Source organism: Streptomyces sp. NPDC043685 (assembly GCF_056436585.1).
In genome coordinates, this window is sequence record NZ_JBWKCH010000006.1 from 404,822 (window position 1) to 419,843 (window position 15,022).

The following is a 15,022-nucleotide window of genomic DNA, read 5'->3' on the forward strand; positions in this document are numbered from 1 at the left end:
CCGATACGGCCGAACGGGTTCGAGATGGGCCGGTTCCCCCACCATGAGGGTGGTGGAATCGGCCCATTGGCGTGAATTGGCCCGTGCCGGGGCATACGGATGGTGCCACCTCTCGATCATGTCGAGGACGACAAGCGTGGGAGGTACCCCGTGAGAAGTACCCTCTTCCGGACGAAGAAGGTCGAGCAGTCCATCCTCGACACCGAGGAGCCAGAGCACGCGCTCAAGAAGTCCTTGTCCGCGCTTGATCTGACCGTTTTCGGCGTCGGTGTGATCATCGGTACGGGCATCTTCGTTCTCACCGGCACAGTCGCCAAGAACAACGCGGGGCCCGCGGTGGCCCTGGCGTTCGTGGCGGCCGGCGTCGCCTGTGCGCTGGCCGCGCTCTGTTACGCCGAGTTCGCCTCGACGGTTCCGGTCGCCGGGTCCGCCTACACGTTCTCGTACGCCTCGCTCGGGGAGTTCCCCGCCTGGATCATCGGCTGGGACCTGGTCCTCGAGTTCGCGCTGGGGACGGCGGTGGTGGCCGTCGGCTGGTCCGGCTACATCCAGTCGCTCATGGACAACGCGGGCTGGACGATGCCCGCGGGGCTGGGCAGCCGGGAAGGTGCCGACACCTTCGGCTTCGACATCCTCGCCGCCGCGCTGGTGCTCGTCCTCACGGCCATCCTCGTGGTCGGCATGAAGCTGTCGGCGCGAATCACCTCGCTCGTCGTCGCCATCAAGGTGACGGTCGTCCTCGTCGTGATCATCGCCGGTGCCTTCCTCATCAAGGGCGAGAACTACGACCCGTTCATCCCCAAGGAGAAGGCGGTGGAGGCCGGATCCAGTCTCGACTCCCCGCTGATCCAGTTGATGTTCGGCTGGGCGCCCTCCAACTTCGGCGTGATGGGCATCTTCACCGCGGCCTCGGTCGTGTTCTTCGCCTTCATCGGATTCGACGTCGTCGCCACGGCCGCGGAGGAGACGAAGAACCCGCAGCGGGACATGCCGCGCGGCATCATCGGCTCCCTCATCATCTGCACCACGCTGTACGTGCTCGTGTCGATCGTCGTCACCGGCATGCAGCACTACACGAAGCTGTCCGTCGACGCCCCGCTCGCCGATGCCTTCAAGGCCACCGGGCACCCGTGGTACGCGGGCTTCATCAGCTTCGGCGCCGCGGTCGGCCTGACGACGGTGTGCATGATCCTGCTGCTGGGACAGACGCGTGTGTTCTTCGCGATGAGCCGTGACGGCCTGCTGCCGCGGTTCTTCTCGCACGTCCACCCGCGGTTCAAGACGCCGCACCGGCCGACGATCCTGCTCGGCGTGATCATCGCGATCCTCGCCGGGTTCACGCCGTTGACCGAGCTCGCCGCGCTGGTGAACATCGGCACGCTGTTCGCCTTCGTGGTCGTCGCGATCGGCGTGATCATCCTGCGCCGGACCCGTCCTGACCTGCCCCGGTCCTTCCGTACACCGTGGGTGCCGGTCATCCCGATCCTGTCGGTGTGCGCCTCGCTGTGGCTGATGATCAACCTGCCCGCCGAGACGTGGGTCCGCTTCGCCATCTGGATGGCCGCCGGCTTCCTCGTCTACTTCCTGTACGGCCGCAGCCACAGCCGCCTCGCCCGCCGCGATGCGGGGCTGGAGGAGCCGAGCGTGGGCGGCGGCGGCACGCCGTAGGCTCCGCCGGGTCGCCGCGCCGTTGCGGCGGCCCCGGCCGCGCGGTGGGTGTGCGGGACTTCGCCAATCGCCGGGTGGTGGGCCAGGGCCGCGGACCAGCCGCGGAGCACCCCGTTCCGCCGGGCTGCGGACGACCCCGCCCCGGCACCGGCGCACCGTGCCTACGGACGGACGGACCGCGGTCCCGCCACCTCCGCCCCCAGCTCCCCGACCCGCCCCCGCAGCTCCCGGTCCGCCGTGATCACCAGGACGGGACGCTCACCGGCCGAGGCCACGACTTCGACGATGTGGTCGTCCCCGCTGCCCGGGGCGGACGACACCCGTACGCCGGGCACGGACTCCACCCCCCGAGCCGCCCCCTCGACCACCAGGACGATCTCCACCGGGCCGGGCACCGCGGGGACCCCCTCCGACGCCAGCCGGTCCCGCAGCCGTTCCGCCGCCCCTCTGCGGTCCCGCCACCACCCGTCCGGCACCGACCCGACGACATTCGCGGCGTCGACGACGACGAGGACAGGCTCAGGGGAGTTCATGTGGCCAGCGTCGCACGGGGGAAAGGCGGGAGGCACGGGTGGGCGGGCGCACCGGGCGCCGTCGGCCGCATAAAGTGAACACGTGAACGGCGACTGGCTCATCCGCGGCCGCGACGGCCGCCTCACCGTCTATCTGCCCTCCGGCGACGCCGTCCTGTGCCGTGCCGAACGCGGCCCCGCCGGCCCCTGGGAGCACGCGCCACGCACCGTCGGCGGCAGCCAGAAGCTGCACCCCGGCGCGGCGGTCGGCCAGGGCACCGACGGGTACGCGCACCTGGCCGCCTGGCGGCCCACCGTGCCGGGGGAGTCGGGACTCGTGCACTCCACGCACTTCCGGCCCGGACTCGCGGCCCTGGACTGGGTCCCGATCGGGCACCCGGACCAGAAGGGCGACCGGACGGGCCCGCCGGCCGTCGCCGTCGACGGCGCGGGGCGCGGCTACGTCTTCGTGCGCAACAACAGCGGCGGGGTGAGCCTGCGCAACCAGAAGGTCAAGGGCGGCTGGGGAGGCTGGCTGAACCTCGAAGGGCAGGACGTCGACGGGGAGTTGGCCGCCGTGACGGGGGAGTCGGGGTTCGTGGAGCTGTACGCCTGCGCGCCGGGCGCCCTCCTGCACTGGCGTCAGGAGGCGGACGGGAAGAAGCCGGTGCTGACCGAGGGCGTGGACGCCCCCGTCCGTCCGGGGACCTTGCGCGCGCTCGCGACCTCCGCCGAGCACACCACCCTCTTCTTCACCGACACCTCGGGGGACGTGTGCGCCTGGCGTCCCGGTGAGAAGCCGGTCACCCTCCTCGCGTCCGCCGGCCCCGGCCCGGTCTCCGCCGTGCGGTGCGAGATCGAGGGGCACGACTGCACCGTGCTCGCGCAGCGGTCGGCGAGCGGCCGGGTCGCCTTCGCCGCGTATCCCACCGAGCAGGAGCCGGCGGGTGCCTGGTGGACCGAGTCCGGTCCCACGCTGCCCGACGACGCCCTGGTGTCGGTGGCGCTCGACGAGCACGACGAGGTCGTCGCCGCCTCCCAATCGCCCTCGACCGGGCGGGTGCTGCTCACCCGCCGCAAGGACGAGCCGGGGCTCGCGCTGGAGGCCTGGAGGGAGATCTGACCCCTCCGCGAGGCGGAAGACTCCTTCGAACATGCGGAAAGGGGGGCGGGTGCACGGATTGTTACCGTACGCCCACCCCCCTCAGGGGTAACGCGTTACGCGGGGACGCTCGCGACGCCCTGCGCCAGGAACCTCTTGCCGTTCACGCGCTCGGAGACACCCTCGCGGTCCAGGTACGGCGTGATGCCGCCCAGGTGGAAGGGCCAGCCGGCGCCCGTGATGAGGCAGAGGTCGATGTCCTGGGCCTCGGCGACGACGCCCTCGTCGAGCATGATGCCGATCTCCTGTGCCACCGCGTCGAGCACGCGGTCACGGACCTGCTCCTCCGTCAGGACGGTGTCGCCCTGCTTCAGCAGCGCGGCGACCTCGGGGTCGAGCTCGGGCTTGCCGCTGTCGTAGACGTAGAAGCCGCGCTTGCCCGCCTCGACGACCGCCTTGAGGTTCGGGGAGACCGTGAAGCGGTCCGGGAACGCCCTGTTGAGGGTTTCCGAGACGTGCAGGCCGATCGCCGGGCCGACCAGCTCCAGCAGGACCAGCGGCGACATCGGCAGACCGAGCGGCTCGACGCCCTTCTCGGCGACCTCGACGGGGGTGCCCTCGTCGATGATGTTCTGGATCTCGCCCATGAAGCGGGTCAGGATGCGGTTCACGACGAACGCCGGGGCGTCCTTGGTGAGGACCGCGGTCTTCTTCAGCTTCTTGGCGACACCGAACGCCGTGGCCAGGGAGGCGTCGTCGGTCTTCTCACCGCGGACGATCTCCAGCAGCGGCAGGACGGCGACCGGGTTGAAGAAGTGGAAGCCCACGACCCGCTCGGGGTGCTGGAGCTTCGAGGCCATCTCCGACACCGACAGCGAGGAGGTGTTGGTGGCGAGGATCGCGTGCGCCGGGGCGACCGCCTCGACCTCCGCGAACACCTGCTGCTTGACGCCCATCTCCTCGAACACGGCCTCGATGATGAAGTCCGCGTCCGCGAAGCCCTCGGCCTTGTCCAGGACACCGGTGACCAGCGCCTTGAGGCGGTTGGCCTTGTCCTGGTTGATCCGGCCCTTGCCGAGCAGCTTGTCGATCTCGGCGTGGACGTAGCCCACACCCTTGTCGACGCGCTCCTGGTCGATGTCGGTCAGCACGACCGGCACCTCCAGGCGGCGCAGGAACAGCAGCGCGAGCTGGCTGGCCATCAGACCGGCGCCGACGACACCGACCTTGGTGACCGGGCGGGCCAGCGACTTGTCCGGGGCGCCGGCGGGGCGCTTGCCGCGCTTCTGCACCAGGTTGAAGGCGTAGATGCCGGCGCGCAGTTCGCCGCCCATGATGAGGTCGGCCAGAGCCTGGTCCTCGGCGTCGTAGCCCTGCTGGAGGTCGCCGTTCTTGGCGGCGGCGATGATGTCCAGCGCGCGGTAGGCGGCCGGGGCGGCGCCGTGCACCTTGGAGTCGGCGATGAAGCGGCCCTTGGCGACGGCCTGGTCCCAGGCCTCGCCGCGGTCGATCACCGGGCGCTCGATCTTCAGCTCGCCCTTGAGGACGGTCGCGGTCCAGATCAGCGACTGCTCCAGGAAGTCCGCGCCCTCGAAGATCGCGTCGGCGATCCCGAGCTCGTAGACCTGCTTGCCCTTGAGCTGCTTGTTCTGGTTGAGGCTGTTCTCGATGATCACCGAGACGGCCTTCTCCGGGCCGATCAGGTTCGGCAGCAGCGTGCAGCCGCCCCAGCCGGGCACCAGGCCGAGGAAGACCTCGGGCAGCGAGAACGCCGGCACGGCCGCGGAGACGGTGCGGTAGGTGCAGTGCAGACCGACCTCGACACCGCCGCCCATCGCGGCGCCGTTGTAGTACGCGAAGGTCGGCACGGCCAGCGTGGAGAGCCGCTTGAAGACCTCGTGGCCGCCCTTGCCGATGGCGAGCGCGTGCTCGTGCTCCTTGAGGATCTCCACGCCCTTGAGGTCGGCGCCGACCGCGAAGATGAACGGCTTGCCGGTGATGCCGGCGCCGACGATCTCGCCGTCCGCCGCCTCCTTCTCGACCTGGTCGATCGCGGCGTTGAGGTTCGCCAGCGAGGCCGGGCCGAAGGTGGTCGGCTTGGTGTGGTCGTGGCCGTTGTCCAGGGTGATCAGGGCGAAGCGCCCGGCACCCAGGGGGAGGTCGAAGTGGCGTACGTGCGCACTCGTGACGACCTCGTCCGGGAACAGTTCGGAAGCCTGCTTCAACAGCTCGGCGGTGGTGCTCACTTGTCCCCCTCGAAGTGCGGGTTCTCCCAGATGACCGTCGCGCCCATGCCGAAGCCGACACACATGGTGGTCAGGCCGTAGCGGACGTGCGGCTGCTCCTCGAACTGGCGGGCCAGCTGCGTCATCAGACGGACGCCGGAGGAGGCCAGCGGGTGGCCGAACGCGATGGCGCCGCCGTACTGGTTGACGCGCTCGTCGTCGTCGGCGATGCCGTAGTGGTCCAGGAAGGCCAGCACCTGGACGGCGAAGGCCTCGTTGATCTCGAACAGGCCGATGTCGGAGATCGACAGACCGGCCTGGGCCAGCGCCTTCTCCGTGGCCGGGATCGGGCCGTAGCCCATGACCTCCGGCTCCACGCCCGCGAAGGAGTAGGAGACCAGACGCATCTTCACCGGGAGGTCGTGCTCGCGCGCGAAGTCCTCGGAGGCGATGAGGGAGGCGGTGGCGCCGTCGTTCAGACCGGCCGCGTTGCCCGCGGTGACCCGGCCGTGGACGCGGAAGGGGGTCTTCAGGCCCTGGAGGTTCTCCAGGGTCGTGCCCGGGCGCATCGGCTCGTCGGCGGTGACCAGGCCCCAGCCCGTCTCACCGGCCTCCGGCGAGGTGCGGCGGACCGAGATCGGCACCAGGTCGGCCTGGATCTTGCCGTTGGCGTACGCCTTGGCGGCCTTCTCCTGGGAGCGCACGGCGTACTCGTCGGCGCGCAGCTTGGTGATCTGCGGGTAACGGTCGTGCAGGTTCTCCGCGGTCATGCCCATGAACAGGGCCGACTCGTCGACCAGCTTCTCGGAGACGAACCGCGGGTTCGGGTCGACGCCCTCGCCCATGGGGTGGCGGCCCATGTGCTCGACACCGCCCGCGATGGCGATGTCGTAGGCGCCGAAGGCGACGGAACCGGCGACCGCGGTGACGGCGGTCAGGGCGCCTGCGCACATGCGGTCGATGGAGTAGCCCGGGACGGACTGCGGCAGACCGGCGAGGATGCCCGCGGTGCGCCCGATGGTCAGGCCCTGGTCACCGATCTGCGTGGTCGCGGCGATGGCGACCTCGTCGATCTTCTTGGGGTCCAGTCCGGGGTTGCGGCGCAGCAGCTCCCGGATCGCCTTCACGACGAGGTCGTCGGCACGGGTCTCGTGGTAGATGCCCTTCGGGCCCGCCTTGCCGAACGGGGTGCGGACGCCGTCGACGAAGACGACGTCCCTGACGGTACGAGGCACGATGGCTCTCCTCCAGGGTCAGGACTGCATTGCTGCTGCGATGCGCTGAGCGCGCGCTCAGTCACCATGCTACTTATGAGTAACGTAGCTGCACAGTCCTGACAGGCGGAGCGGTGAAGGTCACACCTTCGGGGGTGCCGTGGAGCCTCTCGGAGTCAGCACGGGCGTGGGCACGGGGTGCGACCCCGCCGCCTCCTCACCCCCGGTGATCAAGGAGAACAACGTGCGGGTCACCTCCGCCCCGAACCCGTGCACGTCATGGCTCATCGCCGAGAGGGTCGGATGGGTCAGCCGGCACAGCTGCGAGTCGTCCCAGGCCAGCAGCGACACGTCCTCCGGTACCCGCAGCCCCATCTCCGCCGCCACCGACAGCCCGGCCACCGCCATGATGTCGTTGTCGTACACGATCGCCGTAGGCCGGTCGGCCGCGGACGAGGTCAGCAGCGACCGTGTCGCCCGCGCTCCCGCGTCCCCCGAGAAGTCCGTTGCCACCTGCCACGCCCCGGCCAGGGCCAGCGTCCCCGCCGCCTCGTCGAACGCGGCCGTCCGGATCGCCGTGTGCCCGAGCTCCGCCGCCCCGCCCACCCGGGCGATCCGCCGGTGCCCGAGCGCGGCCAGATAGCGCACCGCCTCCGTCACCGCCGTGGCGTCGTCCGTCCACACCGAGGTCAGCCCCCCGGTCAGCGAGGGATGCCCGACGGCGACCACCGGCATGCCGAGTCTCTCGGCGAGGGCCGCCCGGGGATCCTCCGCGCGGAAGTCGACCAGGATGGACCCGCCGACCTGCCGCCCCCGCCACCACGCCTCCTGGACGCCCACCTCCTCGTCCATGTTCCGCACGAGCCGCAGCAGCAGCGAACTGGAGTGCTCCGCCAGCACGCTCTCCACACCGGAGACGAACTCCATGTACCAGGGCTCCAGCCCCAGCACCCGCGCCGGCCGGCACACGGCCAGACCGACCACGTCCACCCTCGAGCCGGCCAGCGTCCGGGCGGTGAGGCTCGGTTCCCAGCCCAGCTCGCGCGCCGCCCGGAAGATCCGGTCCCTGGTGGCCTCCGACAGCCCGGGCTTGTGGTTGAACGCGAGGGACACGGCACCCTTGGACACACCGGCGCGCGCGGCGACGTCCTTGATGGTGACGCGGGGGGTCGGCGTTGCCGTCATCGGGCGCTCTCCACGCAGTACAGGGCCGAGCGGGCGGTCTCCGCGTCCGGAGTCTTCCAGCCGCGCACCCCGATCGTCACCTCTTCACCGGGCAGCAGTGTCACCAGCCCCCGGTCGGCCCGCGCCCCCGGCTCCAGCCGGTCGGCCTGGAGCAGCAGGTCCCGGACCAGGGTGCGGGCGGTCACGGTGATGCCACCCGGGGCGAGCGCCACCTCGAACCGCGGGGTGGGGTAGGGGACGTCACGGTCGGGCACCGGGAAGTGCACCGCCCGCAAGCCGTCGGCGTCGGCGACCAGGAACTCCTTCGGCCCGACGGGTGTCAGCGCACGCGGCACGTCCCGCCGGGCCACGGCACGCGCCCCGGCGGCCAGTTCCACCTTCGCGTGCCCCAGCACCTCGCCCTCGACGGTCATCCGCCGCAGGGACAGCGTCCCCCTCCACTCCGTCGCCCCCTGGTTCACGGCGGCCAGCACCAGCCCGCCGTCCTGTTCCGCGAGCGTCAGCAACCGGTCCGCGTACAGGCGCCTCAGCTCGTAGTACAGCGGTTTCTCCCGGCCGTCCCCGTCGATCGCCGCCCACGAGGTCACCGGCCAGCAGTCGTTGAGCTGCCAGACGATCGTGCCCGCGCACACCGGCCAGTGGGAGCGCCAGTGCTCGATCCCGGCCGCGACCGCCCGGGCCTGGTTCAGCTGCGTCAGGTAGTGCCACCGGTCGAAGTCCCCGTCCGGCACGGCGAAGTGCCGCTCCAGCCCCCGCTCCAGCTTGCCGTTGCCGTCGTCCGCCTTCTGGTGGTGCAGCATCCCGGGGGAGTCCGGCGCGAGTTCCTCCCCGGGCAGGGCCCGGCGCAGCGTGGCGTACGCGGGCGGTGCCTGCCAGCCGAACTCGGCGACGAACCGGGGCACGCTCAGCCGGTAGTCCGCGTAGTCCTCCCGGTTCCACACCTCCCAGGAGTGGTGGGTGCCGTGCGCCGGGTCGTTCGGGTGGTGCCGCCAGGACCCGGACCAGGGGCTGCCCGCCGCGTACGGCCGGGTCGGGTCCAACTCGGCCACCACGCGAGGCAGGACGCCCAGGTAGTAGCCCTCGCCCCAGGAGTCCCCGGCCAGCCGCGGCTCCCACTCCCAGTCCCGAAAGCCCCACAGGTTCTCGTTGTTGCCGTTCCACAGCACGAGCGAGGGGTGCGGCATCAGCCGTACGACGTTCTCCCGCGCCTCGGCCTCCACCTCGCCGCGCAGCGGCTGCTCCTCCGGGTAGGCCGCGCACGCGAACGGGAAGTCCTGCCAGACCAGCAGTCCCAGTTCGTCGCAGGCGTCGTAGAAGTCCTCGCTCTCGTAGATGCCGCCGCCCCAGACCCGTACGAGGTCCACGCCCGCACCGGCCGCCTGCTCCAGCCGCTCCCGGTAGCGCGCGCGGGTGATCCGGGACGGGAAGACGTCGTCGGGGATCCAGTTGACGCCCCGCGCGAAGAGCCGCTCGCCGTTGACGACCAGGGTGAAGCCGGTGCCGTGCGCATCCGCCCGCCGGTCCAGCACCACCGTCCGGAAGCCGACCCGCCGCCGCCACACATCCAGGGTGTCGTCGCCGTGCAGCAGCTTCAACTCGACGTTGTAGAGGGGCTGTTCGCCGTAACCGCGGGGCCACCAGAGCTCCGGGTCCGGCACCCGCAGCCGTACGGTCCCGCCGGCTCCCTCGATCTCCGCCCGGGCCCGCACCCCGGCGATGGTCGCCTCCACGGCGAGCGGTGCCTCGACCCGGGTCCGCTCGATGTCCACGGCCAGTTCGACGACGCCCGTGCCCTCCTCGACGGTGACCAGCGGACGCACCCGGGCGAGCCGGGCGGTCGACCAGTGCTCCAGGCGCACCGGCCGCCAGATCCCGGCCGTGACCAGGGTCGGCCCCCAGTCCCAGCCGAAGGAGCAGGCCATCTTGCGCAGGTACTGGTAGGGCTCGGCGTAGGCGGCGGGCCGCTCGCCCACCCGGCCCCGCACGGCCTCGGCCTCGGCGTAGGCGGAGACGAACCGCACGGACAGCCGCCCGGACAGGCCCGTCACGTCGAACCGGTACGAGCGGTGCATGTTGCGTACCTCGCCCAGCAGCCGCCCGTCCAGGGAGATCTCGGCGACGGTGTCGAGCCCGTCGAAGACCAGGTCGGTCTGCTCCTGTCCCCACGGGCCGCCGATCTCGCGCTCGTACGTCCACTCCCGGCGCCCCACCCACGCCACCTCGGTCTCGCCCAGGCCGAGGAACGGGTCGGGGATCACCCCGGCCGCCATCAGGTCGGTGTGCACGCAGCCCGGCACGGTGGCCGGCAGCGCCTCCGAGCCGTGCCGCAGGATCCATCCCTCGCCGAGCGGTGTGGCCTCCAGCATGCGCACTCCCTTAACCGGTTCAGTGAAGAGTCGAGTGTCGTCTTCGCATCGTTGGCGGGATTGGGACTTTACCGGTTGAGTGCACGCTGTCAGAGTTCCGAACCAGCCATACCGCACGTGCTCGTCCGTCCCGAGTTCCCCTCAGCGAACGGAGTTGATGCACATGAACCGCCGTACCCTCCTCGCCCTCTCCGTGGGCGCCGCCCTGCTCGCGTCGGCCTGCACCGGCACGGGGGGCTCCTCGAAGGGCGCCGACGCCGAGGCGCCCGACGACGCCTCCAAGGTCGACGGGACCATCACCGTCCTCACCCACCGGACCGACCTCGTGCAGGACGGGACGTTGAAGAAGTACGCCGCCGAGTTCAACAAGACGTACCCGAAGGTGAAGGTCGAGTTCGACGGGATCACCGACTACGAGGGCGAAGTCAAGATCCGTATGAACACGGAGAACTACGGGGACGTCCTCATGATCCCCGCGGTGATCGAGAAGAAGGACTACCCGAAGTTCTTCGCCTCGCTGGGCACTCAGGAGGAGCGGAGCAAGAAGTACCGCTTCACCGGCTACACGGCCGTGGGCGGCAAGGTCTACGGCCAGAGCCCGCTCGGCGCGCTGCCGGGGTTCATCTACAACAAGAAGGTGTGGAGCGAGGCCGGGATCACCGACTGGCCCACGACACCGGCCGAGTTCCTCGCCGGCCTCAAGGCGATCAAGTCGAAGACCGACGCGGTCCCCTACTACACCAACTTCAAGGACGGGTGGCCGCTGAGCCAGTGGACGGGCGTCAGGGGCTCGGTGAGCTGCGACGAGCAGGCCACCACCCGATGGGCCGAGGGCAACCCCTGGGCCGAGGGCGGCGAACTGCGGGTGGCGGACACGCTGTTGTACGACATCGTGCACGAGGGGCTGACCGAGAAGGACCCGACGACCACCAACTGGGAGGCGTCCAAGCCCAAGCTGGCCAAGGGCGAGATCGCCACCATGTGGCTCGGCTCCTGGGCGGTCATCCAGATGCAGGGCGCGGCGAAGCAGGCCGGCGCCGACCCGGACGACATCGGCTTCATGCCCTTCCCCGCCCAGAAGGACGGCACGTTCTGCGCGGTGACCTCGCCCGACTACAACCAGGCCGTCAACGTCCACTCCGACCACAAGCAAGCCGCCCGCGCCTGGATCGACTGGTTCACCGACAAGTCCGGCTACGCCGAGGACAACCTGGCGCTGTCCCCGCTCAAGGACGCCCCGCTGCCCGACGTCCTGAAGCCGTACCAGGAGGCGGGCGTCAAACTCCTCGACCTCGACGACAGCAAGGGCGCCGAGCTGAAGACCCTCGAGAACCAGTCCGAGGTGGGCATCAACAAGCCCGACTACCGCAAGGAACTCGTCGACATGGCCCGCGGCGCGAGGAAGGGCGACCCGGACGACTACCTGGACGGCCTCGGTGAGAAGTGGACCGAGACCCAGAAGTCGCTGGGGTACTGATGACGGGCACGACCGAGACGGCGGCCGTCAAAGCCGCCGCGGGAGCGGCCGCCCCCCGACCGGCCCCCGCCCCGCGCCCGGCACGCCTGTGGCGCGGGGCCACCCCCTGGCTCTTCCTGCTCGCCCCGCTCACCCTGCTGATCGTCTTCACCTACGCGCCGATCGCCAACATGGTCGCGTACAGCTTCACCGACTGGGACGGGGTGAGCCCCGAGCTGCACTACACGGGCGCCGAGAACTACACCGAACTCTTCACCCGCTCCGAGCTGTTCGAGGTCTTCTGGGTCAGCGGCTACTACCTGGCCGCCTCCGTGATCCAGATCGTGGCCGCGCTCTACTTCGCCACGATCCTCAGCTTCAACGTGCGCTTCCGGAACTTCTTCAAGGGCGTGCTGTTCTTCCCGTACCTGATCAACGGCGTGGCGATCGGGTTCGTGTTCCTGTACTTCTTCCAGGACGGCGGCACCCTCGACTCGGTGCTGGGCCTGTTCGGGGTGGAGACGGACCGGGCCTGGCTGGGCACCCCGGCCTCGGCGAACACCTCCCTCGCGGCGGTGTCCGTCTGGCGCTACCTGGGCCTGAACTTCGTGCTGTTCCTGGGCGCGATCCAGTCGATCCCGGGGGAACTGTACGAGGCGGCCGAGCTGGACGGCGCGAACCGCTGGCAGCAGTTCCGCCACATCATCGCGCCGGGCATCAAGCCGGTGCTGTCCCTGACCGTGATCCTGTCGATCTCGGGCTCCCTGGCGGTCTTCGAGATCCCGTACATCATGACCGGCGGCGCGACCGGTACCGAGACGTTCGTGATCCAGACCGTGAAGCTTGCCTTCCAGTTCAACAAGACGGGCCTCGCCTCGGCGGCGGCCGTCGTGCTGCTGCTGATCGTCCTGGCGGTGACCTGGGTGCAGCGGCGTCTCGTCCCGGACGACAAGGTGGACCTCGTATGACACGCCGCTCGGTGACCCGCGTCCTGGTCCACCTGTCGCTGATCGCCGCGACCGCGGTGGTCCTCCTTCCGCTGGCCGCCGTCTTCCTGACCTCGCTCAAGTCCGAGCGGGAGATGGCGGACGGCAGCGGAGCGCTCGCCCTGCCCGACGACCCGTTCAACTTCCACAACTACGTGACGGCGTTCCGGGACGGCCACATGCTCTCGGCGTTCGCCAACACCGCGATCATCCTGGTCGTCGCCATCGCGGGCACCGTCCTGATCGGCTCGATGACGGCCTATGCCATCGACCGCTTCCGGTTCCGCTTCCGCAGGTGGGTGCTGGCGCTGTTCCTGGTCGCCGCCCTGGTCCCCGGTGTGACCACCCAGGTGGCCACCTTCCAGATCGTCAACAGCTTCGGCATGTTCGACAGCCTGTGGGCGCCGATCGCCCTCTACATGGGCACCGACATCGTCTCGATCTACATCTTCCTGCAGTTCATCCGGTCCATCCCGGTCTCCCTGGACGAGTCGGCCCGCATCGACGGCGCCAACGCCTTCACGGTCTACCGGAAGATCATCTTTCCGCTGCTGAAACCGGCGATCGCGACGGTCGTGATCGTGAAGGGGATCAACGTCTACAACGACTTCTACATCCCCTTCCTCTACATGCCCTCCGAAGATCTTGGCGTGATCTCGACGTCGCTGTTCCGCTTCAAGGGCCCGTTCGGCGCCCACTGGGAGACGATCTCGGCGGGAGCGATCCTGGTGATCGTCCCCACCCTGGTCGTCTTCCTGTTCCTCCAGCGGTTCATCTACAACGGTTTCACCCGGGGGGCCACGAAGTAGCCGGCCTCGCTCAGGCCTCCTTCGGCGACAGCGCCTCCACCAGCACGGGCGTCACCTGCTCCACCTGCCAGGGCCGCGCACCGTGCCCGGCCAGGGCGGCGGCCACCGTCTCGGCGTCCACCACCGCCGGCGGCTCCCAGCACACCCGCCGTACCGTGTCCGGGGTGATCAGGTTCTCCTGCGGCATGTTCAGCTGCTCGGCCAGCGCCGACACCCCGGCCCGGGCCGCCGACAACCGCGCCGCGGCCGCCGGGTCCTTGTCGGCCCAGGCCCGCGGCGGCGGGGGCCCGGTCACCGCCTGCCCGGGCTGCGGCAGCTGCGCCTCGCTCAGCGCCTTCGCCCGGTCGACCGCCGCCTGCCACTGCTCCAGCTGACGCTTGCCCACGCGGTGGCCGAAACCGTTCAGCGCGGCCAGTGCGTGCACATTGGCCGGAAGCGCCAGCGCCGCCTCCACGATGGCCGCGTCCCCGAGCACCTTGCCCGGCGACACGTCCCTCCGCTGCGCGATCCGGTCCCGGGTCTGCCACAGCTCCCGCACGACGGCCAGCTGCCGGCGCCGGCGCACCTTGTGCATACCGGACGTACGCCGCCAGGGGTCCTTGCGGGGCTCGGGCGGCGGAGCCGAGGCGATCGCGTCGAACTCCTGGCGGGCCCAGTCCAGCTTGCCCTGCCGGTCCAGCTCCTTCTCCAGCGCGTCGCGCAGGTCGACGAGCAGCTCGACGTCCAGCGCCGCGTAGCGCAGCCAGGGCTCGGGCAGGGGCCGGGTCGACCAGTCGACGGCGGAGTGGCCCTTCTCCAGGACGAAGCCCAGCACGCTCTCGACCATCGCGCCGAGACCGACCCGGGGGAACCCGGCGAGCCGCCCGGCCAGCTCGGTGTCGAACAGCCGCGTCGGCACCATGCCTATCTCGCGCAGGCAGGGCAGGTCCTGGGTGGCGGCGTGCAGCACCCACTCGACGCCGGACAGCGCGTCGCCGAGGGCGGACAGGTCGGGGCAGGCCACGGGGTCGATCAGGGCCGTACCGGCGCCCTCACGGCGCAGCTGCACGAGGTAGGCGCGCTGCCCGTAGCGGTAGCCGGACGCGCGCTCGGCGTCGACGGCCACGGGCCCGGTCCCCGCCTCGAAGGCGGCGATCACCCGGGCGAGGGCGGTCTCGTCCGCGATGACGGGCGGAATGCCCTCACGCGGCTCCAGCAGAGGGATCGGCGCCTCCGTAGCAGAAGATCCGCCGTCGTCCGGAGGGGCGCCTCCGGTGGTTCGCAGTGGGCTGTCTGCTGCGGTGTCGTGGGCGTCGGTCACCTGTCAAGGGTATCCATGTATGGACAGCGCCCGCCGACGGAACGTTCCGTCGACGGGCGCCCCAGGGTCGCAAACCAGTCATGTCGGGGAAGAGGCGGGCTCGCGAACCGGGAGTGACATGAGCGGGACCGGTCGCCGCCGTCGTACTGGAGGCCGGTTCCGTTCATGTGAATGAATGATCACGACGGGTCACGGGGGA

At 70.5% G+C, this 15,022-nt stretch carries 11 protein-coding genes; 5 read left to right on the forward strand and 6 right to left on the reverse strand.

The annotated features are described in order from the left end of the window. Nucleotides 1-150 precede the first annotated feature (150 nt). Nucleotides 151-1,668, forward strand: a complete 1,518-nt coding sequence (locus AC0665_RS21720; RefSeq protein ID WP_366050480.1) for an amino acid permease — start codon at nucleotides 151-153, stop codon at nucleotides 1,666-1,668. Nucleotides 1,669-1,829: 161 nt separating this feature from the next. On the opposite strand, the gene AC0665_RS21725 is transcribed toward AC0665_RS21720, so the two are convergent. Next, the gene (locus AC0665_RS21725) at nucleotides 1,830-2,201 is read right to left on the reverse strand and encodes an NTP pyrophosphohydrolase (protein ID WP_478604097.1); all 372 of its coding nucleotides are present in this window, start codon (nucleotides 2,199-2,201) and stop codon (nucleotides 1,830-1,832) included. 82 nt (nucleotides 2,202-2,283) lie between these two features. Here AC0665_RS21725 and AC0665_RS21730 point away from each other — a divergent pair, with 82 nt between their 5' ends. Further along, nucleotides 2,284-3,303 carry a hypothetical protein gene (locus tag AC0665_RS21730; RefSeq protein WP_468631654.1) on the forward strand — a complete coding sequence of 340 codons (1,020 nt, stop codon included), beginning with the start codon at nucleotides 2,284-2,286 and terminating at the stop codon, nucleotides 3,301-3,303. 95 nt (nucleotides 3,304-3,398) lie between these two features. Here the strand turns inward: AC0665_RS21730 and AC0665_RS21735 are convergent, their stop codons facing one another. The 4 genes from AC0665_RS21735 to AC0665_RS21750 all read right to left on the reverse strand — a co-directional run bounded on the left by AC0665_RS21735 (nucleotide 3,399) and on the right by AC0665_RS21750 (nucleotide 10,272). Continuing rightward, nucleotides 3,399-5,528, reverse strand: coding sequence for a 3-hydroxyacyl-CoA dehydrogenase NAD-binding domain-containing protein (locus AC0665_RS21735; RefSeq protein WP_468402910.1), 2,130 nt, complete (start codon nucleotides 5,526-5,528; stop codon nucleotides 3,399-3,401). Then, nucleotides 5,525-6,742 carry a thiolase family protein gene (locus AC0665_RS21740; protein WP_478604093.1) on the reverse strand — a complete coding sequence of 406 codons (1,218 nt, stop codon included), beginning with the start codon at nucleotides 6,740-6,742 and terminating at the stop codon, nucleotides 5,525-5,527. The genes AC0665_RS21735 and AC0665_RS21740 overlap by 4 nt, the downstream gene beginning before the upstream one ends. 120 nt (nucleotides 6,743-6,862) lie before the next feature. Beyond that, nucleotides 6,863-7,906 carry a LacI family DNA-binding transcriptional regulator gene (locus tag AC0665_RS21745; RefSeq protein WP_468402914.1) on the reverse strand — a complete coding sequence of 348 codons (1,044 nt, stop codon included), beginning with the start codon at nucleotides 7,904-7,906 and terminating at the stop codon, nucleotides 6,863-6,865. After that, nucleotides 7,903-10,272 carry a glycoside hydrolase family 2 protein gene (locus AC0665_RS21750; RefSeq protein ID WP_478705608.1) on the reverse strand — a complete coding sequence of 790 codons (2,370 nt, stop codon included), beginning with the start codon at nucleotides 10,270-10,272 and terminating at the stop codon, nucleotides 7,903-7,905. Before AC0665_RS21750 ends, AC0665_RS21745 begins: the two co-directional genes overlap by 4 nt. A gap of 163 nt (nucleotides 10,273-10,435) precedes the next feature. On the opposite strand from AC0665_RS21750, the gene AC0665_RS21755 reads away from it, so the two are divergent. From AC0665_RS21755 to AC0665_RS21765, 3 genes are read left to right on the forward strand one after another with little or no spacing between them, the layout of a single operon-like run. Beyond that, a complete protein-coding gene (locus AC0665_RS21755) occupies nucleotides 10,436-11,749 on the forward strand; it encodes an ABC transporter substrate-binding protein (RefSeq protein ID WP_478604086.1) in 1,314 nt (437 codons plus the stop codon). Next, the gene (locus tag AC0665_RS21760; protein ID WP_478705609.1) at nucleotides 11,749-12,696 is read left to right on the forward strand and encodes a carbohydrate ABC transporter permease; all 948 of its coding nucleotides are present in this window, start codon (nucleotides 11,749-11,751) and stop codon (nucleotides 12,694-12,696) included. Before AC0665_RS21755 ends, AC0665_RS21760 begins: the two co-directional genes overlap by 1 nt. Further along, entirely contained in the window at nucleotides 12,693-13,523 is an 831-nt protein-coding gene (locus AC0665_RS21765) for a carbohydrate ABC transporter permease (protein ID WP_468402922.1), read from the forward strand. Before AC0665_RS21760 ends, AC0665_RS21765 begins: the two co-directional genes overlap by 4 nt. A gap of 10 nt (nucleotides 13,524-13,533) precedes the next feature. On the opposite strand, the gene AC0665_RS21770 is transcribed toward AC0665_RS21765, so the two are convergent. Next, nucleotides 13,534-14,823 (reverse strand): ribonuclease D, encoded by a 1,290-nt coding sequence (locus tag AC0665_RS21770; RefSeq protein WP_366050469.1) that lies wholly within the window; start codon nucleotides 14,821-14,823, stop codon nucleotides 13,534-13,536. Nucleotides 14,824-15,022: the final 199 nt, after the last annotated feature.